Here is a 16935-nt window from a genome sequence, read left to right on the forward strand (position 1 = left end):
TGATTAATAAAGACACCAAGGTTATCTGCCAGGGCTTTACCGGCGCACAGGGTACGTTCCACTCTGAGCAAGCTATTGAATACGGTACCAAAATGGTTGGCGGCGTAAGCCCGGGTAAAGGCGGCACCGAGCACCTTGGCCTGCCCGTGTTCAACACTGTACGCGACGCTGTGGAAAAGACCGGTGCTCAGGCAACCGTTATCTACGTTCCGGCTCCGTTCTGTAAAGATGCCATCATTGAAGCAGCAGATGCCGGCCTTGAGCTGATTGTATGCATCACCGAAGGTATTCCGACCATCGATATGCTGTACGCCAAAGAATACGTTGATCGTAAAGGCGTTCGCATGATTGGTCCTAACTGCCCCGGTGTAATCACCCCGGGTGAGTGCAAGATCGGTATCATGCCAGGCCACATTCACAAGCCAGGTAAGGTGGGCATCGTATCCCGTTCCGGCACCCTGACTTACGAAGCGGTCAAGCAGACAACAGATTTCGGTTACGGCCAGTCTACGTGTGTCGGTATCGGTGGTGACCCGATTCCGGGTTCCAACTTCATCGATATTCTCCAGCTGCTGCAGAACGACCCGCAGACAGAAGCGATCGTAATGATTGGTGAAATTGGCGGTACCGCAGAAGAAGAGGCAGCAGCGTTTATCAAAGAAAACGTTACCAAGCCTGTGGTTTCCTACATTGCCGGTGTTACCGCACCTCCGGGTAAACGTATGGGCCACGCCGGTGCGATTATCTCCGGTGGCAAGGGCACGGCAGACGAAAAGTTTGCAGCGCTGAACGATGCCGGCGTCAAAACCGTGCGTAGCCTGGCCGAAATTGGCAAGGCTCTGAAGGAAGTGACCGGCTGGTAAGCGGGCTTCTTTCAGAAAACCCCCGTTCTGTTCTGCAGAGCGGGGGTTTTTTATTTATACTATCAGGTCGCCTGATCTATTATGGGCGAGTCCCATTCAAAAGAAGGAGTTTGTGCTTTGAGTTCAGTAGATTCCCAGCAACGGATATTGTCCGGTATGCGTCCGACCGGCAAGCTTCACCTTGGTCATTACCATGGTGTGCTAAAAAACTGGGTGAAACTCCAGCACGAATTTGAGTGCTTCTTCTTTATCGCAGACTGGCATGCGTTAACCACTCAGTACGATGATCCTTCCGGCATCGAACAGAGCGTTTGGGACATGGTGATTGACTGGTTGGCCGCAGGGGTGAATCCGGGCTCGTCTACCATGTTTATTCAATCCCAGGTTCCCGAGCATGCGGAACTGCACCTGCTGCTGTCCATGATCACGCCGTTGGGCTGGTTGGAGCGTATTCCAACTTACAAGGATCAGCAGGAAAAGTTGCGGGAAAAGGACTTGGCAACCTATGGTTTTCTTGGTTATCCGCTGCTGCAAACCGCCGATATTCTGATGTATCGTGCGGGTAGGGTGCCGGTAGGTGCAGACCAGGTATCCCATGTTGAAATCACCCGTGAGATCGCCCGTCGTTTTAATCATATTTACGGACGCGAAGCAGGATTTGAAGAGCAGGCAGAATCGGCCATCGTCAAGATGGGTAAGAAAAACGCCAAACTTTACCGCACCCTTAAAAAGCGCTATCAGGAAGAAGGTGACATGGAAGCGCTGGATACGGCTCGGGCGCTGCTTATGGAGCAACAGAATATTTCCCTTGGCGATCGCGAGCGTTTGTATGGGTATATCGAGGGTGGCGGCAAGGTTATTCTGCCGGAACCCCAGCCATTGTTGACACCGGACTCCAAAATGCCGGGCCTGGATGGGCAGAAAATGTCCAAGTCCTACAACAACTACATTGGTTTGAGAGAAGATCCGGATAGCGTAGCCCGGAAAGTTCGCACCATGCAGACAGATCCCCAGAGAGTTCGCCGCACAGACCCGGGCGAGCCGGAGAAATGCCCGGTGTGGGGGCTGCACAAAGTGTACTCTGATGATGCCACAAAAGAGTGGGTTCAGGTGGGTTGCCGTAGCGCCAGCATTGGTTGCCTGGAGTGTAAAGCGCCGCTGATTGAGTCCATTATTGAAGAACAGAAACCATTGCATGAGCGAGCCAAAGAGTACGAAGGCAATCCGGATCTTGTCCAGTCGATTCTGCAAGAAGGTCGTGAACGTGCCAGAGACGCGGCCCGCGATACCCTTGAGGAAGTGCGGGCTGCTATGGGGCTGAGCTATCGCTAAGCCTGAGTCGGCGCCACTGGCGCGGGTATCCGGAAAGCCGCTGGTTGATCTTCCCAGCGATCTGTATATTCCGCCAGATGCCCTTGCAGTATTTCTTGAGGCCTTTGAAGGGCCTCTTGATTTGTTGCTTTACCTTATTAGACGCCAGAATATGGACATTCTGGATGTAGATGTAAGTGATATTACCCGGCAATACATGGACTACATTGGCGCGGTGGAAGCCTTGCGCTTTGACCTTGCCGCAGAATATCTGGTGATGGCGGCTACTCTGGCAGAAATTAAATCCCGTATGCTTTTGCCAAGGCAGGTAAATGATGAAGAGGAAGAGGTAGATCCCAGGGCAGAGCTTATCCGGCGGCTTCAACAATACGAGCGTTTCAAGCAGGCCGCTGAGGATATTGATGCGCTGCCGCGCATGGAGAGAGACACACTGCCTGTATCCGCTGCCCTGCCGCAACTAGCGTCAAACCAACCCCATCCAGATGTTGATATGCGGGATTTGTTGCTAGCGCTGCAAGGTGTGTTAAAGCGTGCCGACCTTTTTGTAAGCCACCATGTGGAAAAGGAAAGGTTGTCTACCCGGGAGCGAATGTCTGCCATTTTGGCAGTGCTGCAAGATGATCAATTTGCTACCTTTCAAAGCCTGTTTACCGCTGAAGAAGGTCGTCTTGGCGTGGTGGTAACATTTTTGGCAACGCTGGAATTGGTAAAAGAGCAGTTAATTGAATTAGTACAGTCAGACGTCCTCGGGTCTATTCACGTGCGTGCGCGGGCTGCGCGGTAAGGTACTCCGCACAGAACAACGGATAGTTATCATGAATGAAGAACACCTTTCGAGGCTTCAGGCTATTGCTGAAGCTGCTCTGCTTGCAGCGGGCAAGCCCTTGACCATTGATCAGATTCGAGGACTGTTTGCAGAAGATGATCGCCCGGCCAGGCAAATCATGGAGCATGTCATGATGCTTTTGGACAAGGCCTGCGAGGGGCGTGGCTTTGAACTGCGCAAAGTGGCCAGCGGTTATCGGCTCCAGGTTCGAGAAGAATTTGCTCCTTGGGTGAGCCGTCTGTTTGAAGAAAAACCGCAGCGGTATTCCCGGGCTCTGCTGGAAACCCTCGCTCTTATTGCCTATCGTCAGCCTATAACCCGTGGCGAAATAGAAGACGTTCGGGGTGTTACGGTAAGCAGCAATATCATTCGCACGTTACTTGAACGAGAGTGGGTGCGCGTTGTCGGGCACCGGGATGTTCCCGGCCGGCCAGCCATGTATGCGACCACCCGGCAGTTCCTTGATTATTTTAATCTTTCCGGTTTGAGCCAATTGCCACCGTTATCCGAGATACGGGATTTGGAGGAAATAGGACGAGAGATTGAACGGAACATTCAGGCTGAAATCGCATTTGATTCAGCCACGCAAGAACACGCAGACAATAGCCCTCCAGACCAGACAATTCACTGATACCATTGGGGCATCAGTTAGAGACTAAGGATTATTTTCATGGCGTCAGAACGCCCCGGAAAGAAAACGAAATCCGCCGCAAATGCGACTGCCCACGAAGGGCCGGAGCGTGTCCAGAAACTTCTTGCCCGCGCTGGCATTGGCTCGCGCCGTGAGATTGAGGGCTGGATGGAATCCGGTCGCCTTACCGTGAATGGCGATCCTGCGACACCTGGCCAAAAGGCGACGGTTAGCGACCGTTTTGAGCTTGATGGAAAGCGGCTGGACGTTGAGGCCGCAGCGGTTACGGTGCGCCGGGTTTTGATCTATAACAAGCCCGAAGGTGAGTTAACCACCCGTAAAGACCCGGAAGGCAGGCCAACAGTTTTCGACCGTCTACCACGGCTTAAAGACACTCGCTGGATATCGATCGGCCGTCTGGATATCAATACCACGGGGCTCGTTCTGTTTACGACTGATGGAAAACTGGCGAACCGCCTGATGCACCCTTCGAGTCAGATTGACCGGGAGTACGCAGTCAGGGTATTCGGAGAGGTTGATGACGCTATGATTGAGCGTTTAATGGCGGGTGTACTGCTTGAAGACGGCATGGCGAAATTCAGCGATATAAGCCCGGCGGGCGGAAGCGGAATGAACCGCTGGTTCCATGTAACGCTTCTCGAAGGCCGCAACCGGGAAGTCAGACGCTTATGGGAATCCCAGGGAGTGCGTGTAAGTCGCTTGAAACGAGTACGCTATGGCCCCATTTTCCTGCCCAGCCGGCTAACGCTTGGCAAATGGGAGGAGCTGGATCAAAAAGCGGTGGATACCCTTAGCCGCACGGTCGGGCTGGCTTCTATTGATATTCCGCAGAAAACACCGGACGAAAAAGCGGCCCAGGAGCGGAAAAGAAAGAAAAGCCCGGGTGGTAGTGCCAGAAAACCCGGGTCCCGTCGCTGGGATGTTAGCGACAGCAAGCCAGCCCGGGCGCGTAAGAGGCATTCCAGTAAATAGGGCGCCTATGAAGCCCGGGTAGGGAGGCTCAGCCGGGTTAATTAACCAATGCTTGCAAACACCCTGGTGCAATTGCGGCCTTGGGCTTTTGCACTGTAAAGCGCTTCATCGGCACGTGCTACCCAGTTGTTTGCGCTTTCTTCTGGCAAGTGCCGGGCCACTCCGCAGCTGACGGTTGTGGATAGCTCGGTACCGCCGCAGTCGACCCTGAGTCTGGCAACGGCATCGCGTACGCGGTCTGCCACATCCTTTGCTTCCTGTTCGCCCGTATAGGGAAGTAAAACAGCAAACTCTTCGCCCCCAAAACGATAAACACTGTCTGAATTTCTGGTCGCGTTTTCGATAGCCTCTGCGGTTAACCGCAGCAGATGGTCTCCCACTACGTGCCCTTGTTGGTCGTTGACGGTTTTGAAACGATCCAGATCACAGAGAATGAGCGAATACTCTTTTCCGTGTCGGTCAGACAGCAGGCTGGCGCGTTCGAGCTGCTCATCGAGGGCACGTTTGTTGGGGATGGATGTTAGCGCATCCGTCAGCGCCGCTTGTTCAATCGTTATAAACTGGCACGCATTGCGCAGCGGGCAAATCGCCGCGCTTATGAACATTTCAATACCCTGTAACTCATCGTCTGAAAATCTCTGCCGACGGTTCAGGGTCAGGGTTCCGTAATTGACGCCTTCAAGGTTAAGTCGATATTCGCAGCGGTGCGGCCCGCCAAGTCCCGTTACGTATACGAAATCCCGACGAGCAATGTGATGGCGATAGCTTAGGGCGTCAAACGGGATAGTGTTGCCTATCTCCTCAGCCAAAATGCCGAGCTGGGTTTCCAGGGAAAGGCTGGTGGAGAGCTTGCGCGTCAGCCGTGTAAAAGGGTCGGGGGCGTTTGACCACCCCTGATAGGCTTGTCGCAAGGCGGCCAGATCTTTTTGTTGAGTGGTGCTTCGCTTTATCGACGGTATGTTTTTCACTGAGACTCACTCACTGGCCAACTGTATTAATGTAATTGTCTGTTTAGCATAGATTGTGCCGTTATAGTGTTTTGTGTTTTAAACCATATATGTAAAAGATATAGCTCAACCCTTTTCAATGGCTTTTGGATCAGCCGCCACAGTGGTGTCAAAATGCTGGCAAGGTTTCGCCCGGGAACGCTCACTACCGGGAAATGCACAATCACGAGGGGGTGGGGATGAACAGCCCCTGTGGTAAACTCACCGCCCTAAATTCGCACCATTTCCAGAAGTGAGCAGCATTTCGTATGACGTTTCAGGCCCCGGATAGTCTTTCAGAACAAATAGCCCAGCATCTGGGGCAGCGAATTGTTACGCGAGAACTCAAGCCTGGGAGCCGCATACAGGAACTTAAGGTTTCCGGCGACCTGAATGTGAGCCGGGGCTCTGTTCGTGAGGCGTTGCTAATCTTGCAGCGCAGGCATTTGGTTGACATTTTTCCGCGGCGAGGTGCGGTGGTTTCCAGCTTGACTGTGGCCAGTGTTAACAACCTCTATGACATATACATCGATCTGCTCTGCATGCTCGGGCGCAAAGTTATCGAACGCTGGAGTGGAGATGAGTTAGGTGGTGTTATGCGGCGGGTGCGTGAGGTTGACGCGGTTATCCATGCGGTGAACTCAACAGGTCCGGATGCTGCCGAAAAAGTGATTGATGCGGGCTTTGGCGTAATGCGTTATGCCTACGAACTGGTCGGGAACCCGTTTCTTGAAGAAACCCTGGAAAATTTCAGGCCCGCGATCAGTCGAACCTATTTTGCTGCCCTTGAGAGTTTCCGCGAGGGTATTGATCAGACTGCTTTATTCTTTCAGCAGCTCGGTGAAGCCGCCTTGAGTGGCGACGCCGATAGGCTGCAGTCCGCAATCTGTGCTTTTGGCGAGCATCAGCGTCAGCAAATACTGAGTATTCTCAGGGAGGAGGAGAGCGCCTGACATGCGCCTGAAATCCATCAAGCTTGCCGGATTCAAATCATTTGTTGATCCGACAACGGTGCCATTTCCTACCAATATGACTGCGGTGGTTGGGCCCAATGGCTGCGGCAAGTCCAATATTATCGATGCCGTTCGTTGGGTAATGGGTGAAAGCTCTGCCAAGTTCCTGCGTGGCGAATCCATGACGGACGTTATCTTTAATGGATCCAGTGCCCGTAAGCCGGTCGGTCAGGCAACAATTGAGCTGGTTTTTGATAACACCGATGGCTCTGCACCAGGCGAGTTTGTTCGCTTCAGCGAAATTTCGGTGCGTCGCCGTGTTACACGAGAAGGGCAGTCCGAGTACTTCCTTAACGGCTCCAAATGCCGCCGTCGGGACATCACTGATTTGTTTCTTGGTACGGGCCTCGGCCCACGAAGCTACGCCATTATCGAGCAGGGCATGATTTCACGGCTGATTGAGGCCAAGCCAGAAGAGTTGCGGGTTTACATTGAAGAGGCCGCCGGCATCTCGAAATACAAAGAGCGACGCCGGGAAACTGAAAATCGTATGCGCCGCACCCAGGAAAACCTCGAGCGCCTTACTGATCTGCGCGAAGAACTGGGGCGGCAGTTGCAACACCTTGAGCGCCAGGCGGCTGCGGCAGAAAAATATAAATCCTACAAACACGACGAGCGCCAGAAGAAGGCCGAGTTAACGGTTTTGCGTTGGCAATCACTGGATAACGATCTGCAAATCTGGCGCGACAAAATCCGTAACACCGAGTTGGAGCTTGAAAAGCAACTTACCGGACGCATCAGCCTCGAAACATCCCTTGAATCCCTTCGTGACAGCCATCAGGAGCGCTCTGAACATTTTAATCGTGCCCAGGCCCGTTATTACGAAGCGGGTGCGGATATCGCCCGCATTGAACAGAGCCTTGAGCATCAGCGCGAACGCAGCAGACAAACCGCGGTGGAGCTTGAACAGGCTATGGCCAACCAGAGGGAGCTCACCCGGGAGTTGAGCCAGGACGAAGAAAAACTGGGCAGCGTTCGCGAAGAACTCTACATGATTGAGCCCGAGCAGGAGGCGCTGGCTATCCGTACTGAAGAGTCTGGCGAGCAACTTCAGCAGGCGGAAGACGCAATGAGCGAATGGCAGCAGCGCTGGGAAGAGTTTAGTGCTCGCTCTGCCGATTCTCGACGCGAGGCCGAGGTTGCGCAATCGCGAATTCGCTCCCTGGATGAAGCCATAGAGCAACTACTGATTCGTCAGAGCAAGCTTCGGGATGAACAAGCGCAGCTTGACGGGCAGGTTGACCGTGCTGAGCTGGTGGCATTTATGGAGCAGCAGGAGTCGCTGGAATTGCAGCGAGAGGAAGCAGCCGAGCGCATCGAAGCGGCGCAGGACGAACTTTACGATGCCCGCCATAGCCAGCGTGGTGCCGAGCAGAGTCTGGCCGATGCCCGGCAACGGGTACAAAGCCTGCAAGCCGCGCTGGACTCACAGCAATCGCTGCTTGATGAGCAACTGGGTGGGCATGATGACACGCTGCAGGCCTGGTTGGCTGAGCATGAACTGGGTAATTTGCCCCGGGTTGCGGGCCAGCTGCACATAAACGATGGCTGGGAGTTTGCTCTGGAGCAGGTTATCGGGCGGTTCAGCCAGGGATTGTTTCTGCCTGAGATCAGCCCGCTGTCCCAGGCTTTGCAGGCTGCACCAAAGGGGCTTGCGGTGATTCAGGCAGGTTCTGGCAATAATGGTCCGGCTCAGGGTTTGGCGGCCAAAGTAAGTGGCGTGGCTTCCGTCACCGCTATGTTGACAGGTATCGGCATTGCCGAAACGCTCACAGATGCTTTAGCTCAGAGAACTCAGCTTGCACAGGGCTGCAGCCTTATTACCCGTGAGGGCGTTTGGGTTGCTCGCGATTGGGTATTGATGCCAGATTCTGATGTTGGTCAGATTGGTGTTATCGAACGGCAGAAAAAAGTTGACGAACTGACAGAGCAGTTGCTGGAGGCAGAGGCAACCCTGGATAGCGTGGGCGCGCGCTATGAGGCTCTGCAGGAGCGCACAGAGAGAGCAGAAGGGGCAAGAGACGATGCACAGGCCCGACTAAGTGACACAGACCGTGAGCTTGGCCTGGTGGTCTCCAGGGTCAGCGGGTTTCGTGCTCGTGCTGAACAGATTGACGCACGCCTTATGCAGATTCAGGAGGACGTGTCAGACGTAACTCTTAGCCTTGAAGGCAAGCAGGAAGACCTTGCCGGCGCGCGTGAAGAGTGGCAAAAAGCGTTGGCGCTGACGGAAGACAGCGACGACGAAAAAGAGCGCTTGCTTGAACAGCGTGATGTGCGCCGGGAAAAGCTGGACAGTTTGCGCCAGGACGCTCGCCGCGATCGGGACCAGGCCCACCAGCTGCAATTGCAGGTGCAGTCGCTCAACAGTCAGCAGGATGGCTTGAGTCAGACTATAGACCGAATGCAGGTGCAAAAAGAGCGTCTGGAAGAACGACTGGAGATGCTCAGGGAATCCCGGGAAAGTGCGGAAGAGCCCATGGAAGACTTGCAGATGCAGCTTGAAGGTCTGCTGGAACGTCGCCTTGCAGAAGAGGAGAAACTTGCTGTGGCTCGCGATGCGCTGGAAGAAATAGATCGCGAAGTTCGGGAAAAGGAGCAGGGCAGGAGTGGCACGGAGCACCAGATCCAGGATATTCGAGCCAAGCTGGAAAAGCTGAAAATGGAATCCCAGGCACTGGAGATCCGTTCAGGTAATCACATCGAGCAGCTTGGGGAGCTGGATGTGAAGCTGCACGATATATTATCTCAGCTGCCTGACCATGCGAATCAGGACGAATGGGCTGCCGAACTTGAAAAGATCGGTAACCGGATTCAACGCCTTGGGGCTATAAATCTTGCGGCGATTGATGAATATCAGGTTCAGAGCGAACGCAAAATCTATCTCGATCATCAGCATGATGACTTAATTGAAGCGTTGGAAATTTTGGACACGGCCATTCGGAAAATCGATCGGGAGACCCGTCAACGCTTTAAAGAAACATTTGATCAGGTAAATGGTGGTCTTCAGGCTCTGTTCCCAAAAGTATTTGGCGGCGGCAATGCCAGTCTCGAGCTGACCGGTGAAGATCTTCTGGAGACGGGTGTGGCGATCATGGCTCGTCCTCCAGGCAAGAAAAACAGCACAATTCACCTTCTTTCAGGTGGTGAAAAAGCGCTGACAGCCATTGCTCTGGTTTTTTCCATTTTTCAGCTCAACCCTGCGCCTTTTTGCATGCTGGATGAAGTGGATGCACCCTTGGACGATGCCAACGTGGGTCGGTATGCCAATCTGGTTAAAGAAATGTCGAAACAGGTTCAGTTTATTTATATAACCCATAATAAGATTGCTATGGAAATAGGCGATCAGCTAATGGGTGTAACCATGCACGAACCAGGTTGTTCGCGCCTGGTAACCGTGGATGTGGATGAGGCGGCGGCACTGGCAGAAGCCTAGATTCAGGGTGGCCAAAATTCCGCCAAGAATGACAAAAAGGCCATGTGGCATGGCTTTGCGTTGTATTCACTACGCGCTTTTTTTAGAGTAGCAGGTGGATCGCTTTACTGGCTCCCGGATTCTATCTGCAAACAGGACAGCAGCACTATGTCACTTAGGGAATGGTTAATTGCCATCGGCACCCTGGTTATTATCGGCATCGTTATCGACGGTTTAAGGCGCATGCGCCGTGCACGCAAGGAATCTACCGCGATTTCTTCAGGCATGGGTGCCAATGACCTGAAAGAATCTCCGCTGGATGACGACCATAACCCCGAGCTCCCGAACGGGGGCGCGAGAACTATTTCAGACGATACGCTTGAGGAGCGGGGCTATGTTCGACGTGAAAAGCCTTCGCGCCCAAAAACAACGAAACAAAAGCCGACGCGGCCTGTTCGTGACACTCTGAGAAAAGATAACTCCGCAGAAAATCAGAGCCCTTCACCCTCTGAACCTCCTCAAAATGAAGGCCAGAACCCGGCGCCGGATACCGGTGAGCCATCCGGCTTCTCATCCATAGAACAAGAAGAGTCGGTCGCGGATACGGGCTGGGGGGCTGCCGATGATGATCAGACAGGGCCAGAGCCAGAGCCAGCGCCGGATTCATCTGCAAGCGCCTCAAGCCCAGACCCGGATTTGCCTCTTGCCGGTGCCAATCGCCCGGAAGCCCGGGAGGTCATTGTGATCAACGTGCTAGCGGCTCAGGGTGAAGACTTCAGTGGGGCGGCCCTACAGAAATTGTTCGAAGCCTGTGGCCTGGTGCATGGCGATATGGATATTTACCACCGCCATGAGGCAGAAGATACCATAAGTCCTGTACAGTTCAGTGTGGCAAATGCGGTGGAGCCTGGCACTTTTACGCCTGACAACGTAGAGGCCATGACAACCCCGGGCATTAGCTTTTTCATGAGTATGCCTGGGCCAACCAGTGCGCTGCAAGCCTTTGACTTTATGCTGGAAACTGCACAATGCGTGGTTCGCAATCTTGGCGGGGAGCTTAAAGATGAACGCCGCAGTGTGATGACAGCCCAGACCATAGAGCATTGCCGTCAGCGTATCCGCGAGTACGAACGCAAGCAGCGATCGCCGCTGCACTGATCCGAACTCAGGGTCACAGTGAACGTAACAATGCCCGGAGTGATCCGGGCATTTTTTTGACAGCCAAGGGCACACGTTTATGAGCAAGCCTTCACCGGACGATATCAAGCGGACCGAGGAACTTCGATCTGCTCTTGATGAGCACAATTACCGGTATTACGTGCTGGACGATCCGGGAATTCCGGATGCGGAGTACGACCGCCTGTTCCGGGAGTTGCAAAAGCTTGAGGCCGATTACCCCGAACTGGTGTCGAATGATTCGCCCACCCGGCGGGTAGGTAGCAGAACCGAGACCAGCTTTGAGGAGGTGGTTCATCGCCTGCCCATGCTGTCCCTTGATAACGCATTTAACGAAGACGAACTTCGTGATTTTGACCGCCGGGTTCAGGAACGACTCGGCGGCGATGAAACCGTTGAATATGTGTGTGAGCCAAAACTGGATGGGTTGGCTGTTAGCCTGCATTATGAGCTAGGTTCTCTTGTTCGCGCTGCGACCCGTGGCGATGGTTATGCCGGCGAAGACATTACCGCCAACATTCGCACTATTCCGTCTGTCCCTCTGCGCCTGAGGGGCAATCAGGTTCCGGATATGCTGGAGGTTCGGGGCGAGGTGTATATGCCGAAAGCCGGCTTTGAAACACTGAACAGCCGTCTGGCGGATCAGGGCGACAAAACCTTCGTAAACCCCCGTAATGCCGCTGCCGGCAGCTTGCGGCAGAAAAAATCTACGATCACCGCAAAGCGACCGTTGGAAATGTGTGCTTATAGCGTAGCGGTGACTGACGAAAGCCAACTGCCGGATACGCAGTGGGGGTGTCTGCAGCAGGTTAAAAGGTGGGGGTTCCGGATTAACCCTGAAATGCGCAAGGCCCAGGGTGCGAGTGAATGCCTGTCGGCTTATGAAGAGCTGATGCGCAAGCGAGATGCACTGCCTTATGAAATTGATGGCATTGTATTCAAGGTAAACCGGTTGGATCTTCAGCAAACTCTGGGGTTTGTGTCTCGTGCACCACGCTGGGCCATTGCCCAGAAGTTTCCCGCCCAGGAAGAGCTGACAGTTATTGAAGATGTAGAGTTTCAGGTGGGGCGCACGGGAGCTGTTACGCCGGTTGCCCGGCTTAAACCGGTGTTTGTAGGTGGTGTAACCGTAAGCAATGCCACGCTCCATAATATGGATGAGATCCGCCGTCTCGACGTTCGTATTGGCGATACCGTGTTTGTTCGCCGGGCAGGGGATGTCATTCCGAAAGTGGTGAAGGTGGTTGCGGAAAAACGCCCGACTAATGCCACATCGGTAGAGCTACCCAGGCAGTGCCCGGTGTGCGACTCGGATGTTATTCAGATAGAAGGTGAAGCCGTTGCCCGTTGCACCGGTGGTCTGTTTTGTCCTGCCCAGCGAAAAGAAGCCATTCGGCACTATGCCTCTCGAAAGGCACTGGATATAGAGGGTCTGGGCGATAAATGGATTGATATCCTCGTGGATCAGGGCATGGTGAAAACCGTTGCAGATATTTATCGGCTGACGACCAGAGATTTAACACGGCTAGACCGGATGGGGGACAAGTCTGCGGGCAATCTGGTTGCGGCCATAGATAGTGCGCGCCAACCTGTACTCTGGCGCTTTCTTTACGCGATGGGGATTCGTGAAGTGGGCGAGGCAACGGCCAAATCCCTGGCGTCGCATTTTGGCACTCTGGATGCGGTTGCTGGTGCCAATGAGGAGTCGCTCATAGCTGTACAGGATGTGGGCCCCATTGTTGCCGGTCATATTCGAAGCTTTTTTGAACAGGCCCACAATCGGGAAACCCTTGATGCCCTGCGCGAAGCCGGTGTGAAGTGGCAGGATGAGGTAGTGACCGCGAGTGCCAAACCACTTCAGGGGCAAACCTGGGTGCTTACAGGCACTTTGTCAGAGCTCACTCGGGATGAGGCCCGGGAAAAGCTGGAAACGCTTGGCGCAAAAGTAGCTGGCAGTGTTTCAAAGAAAACAGCCTGTGTTGTCGCGGGTGAGGCAGCTGGCTCAAAGTTGGTGAAAGCCGAACAGCTAGGCGTGCAGGTGTTGGATGAAACAGGCTTGCTGGATATGCTGAAAGAGCACGGGGTGTAAGCAGCCGTGCCACAGTTTTCCGGGATTCAAATCCATGGAGGTTTAGCCGGCCAGTGAATCTGAGAACTCGCGCAGATACCCTGTCTCCGAAACTGGCTACCATGGCGTTGTTCTGTAACGGTGTGTAAAGCATTGGCTTGCGCCAATGTATACCCACTGCCATAACAACAACGTTCTGAAACGGATTTTCCCATGCGCGCCGAGTTGTTTCCCCGCACTGCTACCGTTATTCAGGTTGCTGCTGTATTGCTGCTTGCCATTACTGCCTCTGGCTGTAAAACCGAGAAAGACCCCGATCAGCCAACCATTTTGGGCATTCCGCCGGCGGCTGCCTACCTGGGTGTAGAGTACTACTACAACTTTGGCGCATACGGTGGTGAGGGCATACTCGACTATACGCTGACCAACGCCCCTTCCTGGTTGGCACTTGAAGACACCAGTAACAAGGCCCGGCAAGGCATTATTATGCGCGGTGTGCCGGGGCTCAGCGGCGGCGACCGTGGAGATGCCGATCTTGGTAAACTGGAGGGTATCAATCTGGTGACCACGGATGGCCAGGAGGCAGGTGCCCAGCCGTTCGATATTGAGGTTAAACGCAACGTTTTATCATTGGAAGCCGAACCTTTTACCGAAGGTGCCTCGGCAACTATTCCGGATACCAGACGCGAGCATTGCCCATTGCCTGATCTGGAAACAGCGGGCGAACACAGTTTTACCATCAATACGTACGATGCAGATGGCGTGGTTAACGGTGATCGAGATCTTACCTTGCCTACTCGGGCCGTTTTTGCAAAAGTAATGCTGGACAAGCCCTCCGTAACCCAGGTGGCCGTTGCGTTTGAGTTGACGTCGGGTTATGACGCAGACAGCTGCGATGCCGAATTTGAAAGTCCTCATCAACGCTGCGATCACAGTGCTGCCAACTCAGGCGATGCCATACCCGGGCAGGATATCGTGGCCCTGGGCAGTGGCAGTGAGCCGTTGCTGGAAAAAATTGATTATCTAACCTATGAAACCGGCAACACCGGAGTAACCACAGGCGGTGTTGTCACCTTCGAGCCGGGAGTGACGGAATGCTATATTCGGCTGGAAGTAGTGGATGACAGCTTTGCAGAGCCTTCCGAAGTGGCATACCTGAGCTTGACGGAAGTGCGTTCAGGCCTGGCGGGGCTCGGGAAGACAAACAGTGGCGTGCGTACCACACTGGTGATAGACGATAATGAACCGAAAGTGAGCCTGGGGACTACCGCAGGCGGCACGCGGGATGCGTTGAACGTGGGTGATTCCCGCACTTACGTAGCCCGTTTGACGGGGGAGCGTAAGGGGCCAGTTTACGCAAAGCTGAAACACACAGAAGACTCTTCTGCTGAGCTCGGCACTGAGTTCAAAACCAGCTTGCCGGGAGACGAGCTGGTTTTTCCGGATGATGAGGATGAGGTTACGTTTACCGTTGAGATTGCCAGCCCTTCGTCGTATTCCAATGCAGACGAGAACGACCGTTTTATCTTGCTCGGCCTGGATACAGCTTTTCAGCTTGGCCGCGAAAACTACGCTCGGTCGCAGGGCGAAAACATGCTTCGGGTTAGTATCAATGAGCTGACTTCGCCACTGATTACTAACCCCGGGGATAGCTTTCTCCCAACGGATATGGCTGTGGGGCATGCCGGCAAAATGTTTGTAGCCGGGTATGATCCCTCCGACAGTAACAGGGTGATGGTGCGCATATATGACCAAAAAGGCATTTTGTTCCAGCAGCTTGAGGTATCGGCACCGGGAGATCAGCTATCCGAACCGGAACCGGTAATCGGTTTGGCAAAACGCGAGATCACAAAGAACAACGTTAAGAGCGACCGTTTTGAGCTTTTGGTAGCGTACAGTGCAGCCGGCGCGGTGGCCGGTACCGCAGGGCAGGGTGGTATGGATGTTGTCAGCTCGCTTTACTGGTTTGACAGTGCAAGTAACGGTGGTGAATACGTTGAAACCTGGACCACGCGCACTGGCACCGCAGGCAAAGATACAGTTCGCTGGGCAGGCATCAACTCCGCAAGCGGTTTTGTCGTGATTGCCGGCGAAACTGACGGCGTGTGGCCAGGCCAAACCCCTGTGGGGCGTGTTGACAGTTTTCTACAGCGCATAGATTCACAGCCTGAGGGAAATAGCTTTATCCCTAAGTTAGCCTGGACACGGCAGGTAGGCTCCCACGAACAAGATAAAGTTGCGGGCGGAAGTGCCGAGGGTGCCAGCCAACTATTATTCGGTTCCGCCCAGGGGGCCGTTAACGGTGAGCCTTCCCTGGGGTTTGAGGACGCGTATTTTTACACCACAGCGTCGGGAGACGGCAATCTCACAGTGAACCAGCGCGGCACCCAGGCAGATGAACACATCACCAGCGGTGTGTTGGCCGGTAGCACTTTATGGTTGCTGGGGAATGGCAGTAATAAATACTCAGCTACGCAGCCAGATGAGGGCAGTAATGGTCCGCACCTGACGAGTGAGCGCACCAATAGCGAAAGCGGCTTTGTGCTTGGCTACACCACCAGTGGCGAGTTTGTTCGGGCCTTTAACCTGAATGATGAAAATGATAACTCTAAAGAACAGTTTGCTGCACTAACCGGCTTTTTTGGTGATTTGATCGCTGCGGGCAGTTCTGATGGTGATTTCGCCGGTATTGCGGGCCCCAGTGGCGGCGGGCGCTCAGCTATCCTTGAGCGGCTGTCATTGGTACCCGAGCCTGAGCCAGACGCTGAGAACAGCGTGTTTCGGAACGAATGGCGCTATCAGTTGAACGTAGGTGACTCGGAAATTACACAGCTAGCTAACTATCGCGACGATGAAATTGTTGCATTGGTTCGAAAAGGGTCAGCCTGGGAGTTGTTATTGTTTAGCCCGGAAGGTGTGTTGCTGACGCCCTAGGCGCTGCCTTGCTGACCATCCGCACTTGCATACAGGCGCAAATAGTCCGTGCTGGTAACCACACCCACGGGCTCGTTCCGGGTATCTACAACCAAAGCGGCATTTAGCTGGTGTGCGAGCATTAGTCTGGCGAGTTGGTGAGCGTCGGTTTCGGGGGCGGCGGTCAGGAACGCCGGTAACTCAATGTGAATCAAACTTTGGTTTCGCGCATCGGCCTGATGTTCGTGGAGCCAGGCCAAAAGCCATTGCTGCCCTACAAGCCCTGCAACATGGGTGTCTGAAATCACCACCAGGTGGTTTGCACCTTGCTCTGTCATGGTAGCGATTGCTTCTGCGACAGTGGCTGAGGCGGGCAGCGAATACAGGGCAGGGGTGCATATGGAAGAGACTGGCAAATAGGGCCTCTGTTCCTTGCGTTCGCCGGCGGCCGCCGCACCATACTCCTCCAAAGCACGGTGTCGGCCAGACTGCGCTGCCAGCTGAAACTCAGCGTCTGTTGCCTCACCGCGCTCGGTATTGATGGGTTGGCTATCTGCCAGCTCACTAACACTACCCACGCGGCGACCCCGTAACACCTCTGGTAATCTTGTCCCCACCGGGCGGCCTGGTTCGCTAACAAAAATAGACACTGGTTTTACCCTCTGAAAAGTCCCCTACGTAGAGGTTATCGGCCGGGCAACGCAGATCATTAACATTTA

At 54.1% G+C, this 16935-nt stretch carries 12 protein-coding genes; 10 read left to right on the forward strand and 2 right to left on the reverse strand.

Annotation, left to right across the window (positions count from 1 at the left end; translation table 11 throughout):
• Positions 1-2 precede the first annotated feature (2 nt).
• From sucD to rluB, 5 genes are all read left to right on the forward strand, one after another.
• Positions 3-863, forward strand: coding sequence for a succinate--CoA ligase subunit alpha (gene sucD, locus ACTHYN_RS11405; protein WP_441812574.1), 861 nt, complete (start codon positions 3-5; stop codon positions 861-863).
• Positions 864-980: 117 nt separating this feature from the next.
• Positions 981-2195, forward strand: coding sequence for a tryptophan--tRNA ligase (locus ACTHYN_RS11410; protein WP_441812575.1), 1215 nt, complete (start codon positions 981-983; stop codon positions 2193-2195).
• On the forward strand, positions 2188-2979 hold the full coding sequence (locus ACTHYN_RS11415; RefSeq protein WP_441812614.1) for a segregation and condensation protein A: 792 nt from the start codon (positions 2188-2190) through the stop codon (positions 2977-2979). The genes ACTHYN_RS11410 and ACTHYN_RS11415 overlap by 8 nt, the downstream gene beginning before the upstream one ends.
• Before the next feature lie 31 nt (positions 2980-3010).
• The gene (gene scpB / locus ACTHYN_RS11420; RefSeq protein ID WP_441812576.1) at positions 3011-3652 is read left to right on the forward strand and encodes an SMC-Scp complex subunit ScpB; all 642 of its coding nucleotides are present in this window, start codon (positions 3011-3013) and stop codon (positions 3650-3652) included.
• Positions 3653-3691: 39 nt separating this feature from the next.
• Positions 3692-4645, forward strand: a complete 954-nt coding sequence (rluB, locus tag ACTHYN_RS11425) for a 23S rRNA pseudouridine(2605) synthase RluB (protein WP_441812577.1) — start codon at positions 3692-3694, stop codon at positions 4643-4645.
• A gap of 41 nt (positions 4646-4686) precedes the next feature.
• Here the strand turns inward: rluB and ACTHYN_RS11430 are convergent, their stop codons facing one another.
• Complete coding sequence (locus ACTHYN_RS11430; RefSeq protein ID WP_441812578.1) at positions 4687-5613, reverse strand: GGDEF domain-containing protein; 927 nt, start codon at positions 5611-5613, stop codon at positions 4687-4689.
• A gap of 287 nt (positions 5614-5900) precedes the next feature.
• Between ACTHYN_RS11430 and ACTHYN_RS11435 the strand changes: the two genes are divergently transcribed.
• The 5 genes from ACTHYN_RS11435 to ACTHYN_RS11455 all read left to right on the forward strand — a co-directional run bounded on the left by ACTHYN_RS11435 (position 5901) and on the right by ACTHYN_RS11455 (position 16237).
• Entirely contained in the window at positions 5901-6584 is a 684-nt protein-coding gene (locus ACTHYN_RS11435) for a GntR family transcriptional regulator (RefSeq protein WP_441812579.1), read from the forward strand.
• Position 6585: 1 nt separating this feature from the next.
• Positions 6586-10080 (forward strand): chromosome segregation protein SMC, encoded by a 3495-nt coding sequence (gene smc, locus ACTHYN_RS11440; protein ID WP_441812580.1) that lies wholly within the window; start codon positions 6586-6588, stop codon positions 10078-10080.
• Positions 10081-10227: 147 nt separating this feature from the next.
• On the forward strand, positions 10228-11217 hold the full coding sequence (gene zipA / locus ACTHYN_RS11445) for a cell division protein ZipA (protein WP_441812581.1): 990 nt from the start codon (positions 10228-10230) through the stop codon (positions 11215-11217).
• Between the two features lie 79 nt (positions 11218-11296).
• The gene (ligA, locus tag ACTHYN_RS11450; protein WP_441812582.1) at positions 11297-13324 is read left to right on the forward strand and encodes an NAD-dependent DNA ligase LigA; all 2028 of its coding nucleotides are present in this window, start codon (positions 11297-11299) and stop codon (positions 13322-13324) included.
• Positions 13325-13516: 192 nt separating this feature from the next.
• Positions 13517-16237 (forward strand): Calx-beta domain-containing protein, encoded by a 2721-nt coding sequence (locus ACTHYN_RS11455; RefSeq protein ID WP_441812583.1) that lies wholly within the window; start codon positions 13517-13519, stop codon positions 16235-16237.
• Here the strand turns inward: ACTHYN_RS11455 and ACTHYN_RS11460 are convergent.
• Entirely contained in the window at positions 16234-16866 is a 633-nt protein-coding gene (locus ACTHYN_RS11460) for a CBS domain-containing protein (protein WP_441812584.1), read from the reverse strand. The two genes, ACTHYN_RS11455 and ACTHYN_RS11460, sit on opposite strands and share 4 nt — an antisense overlap.
• Positions 16867-16935 lie beyond the last annotated feature (69 nt).

Origin of the sequence: Marinobacter sp. (assembly GCF_052091845.1) — a bacterium.
GTDB lineage: Bacteria > Pseudomonadota > Gammaproteobacteria > Pseudomonadales > Oleiphilaceae > Marinobacter.

Coding starts and splice junctions, on each gene's coding strand:
- scpB (WP_441812576.1), top strand. CDS start 3,011: ATGAATGAAGAACACCTTTCGAGGCTTCAGGCTATTGCTGAAGCTGCT.
- rluB (WP_441812577.1), top strand. CDS start 3,692: ATGGCGTCAGAACGCCCCGGAAAGAAAACGAAATCCGCCGCAAATGCG.
- ACTHYN_RS11435 (WP_441812579.1), top strand. CDS start 5,901: ATGACGTTTCAGGCCCCGGATAGTCTTTCAGAACAAATAGCCCAGCAT.
- smc (WP_441812580.1), top strand. CDS start 6,586: ATGCGCCTGAAATCCATCAAGCTTGCCGGATTCAAATCATTTGTTGAT.
- zipA (WP_441812581.1), top strand. CDS start 10,228: ATGTCACTTAGGGAATGGTTAATTGCCATCGGCACCCTGGTTATTATC.
- ligA (WP_441812582.1), top strand. CDS start 11,297: ATGAGCAAGCCTTCACCGGACGATATCAAGCGGACCGAGGAACTTCGA.
- ACTHYN_RS11455 (WP_441812583.1), top strand. CDS start 13,517: ATGCGCGCCGAGTTGTTTCCCCGCACTGCTACCGTTATTCAGGTTGCT.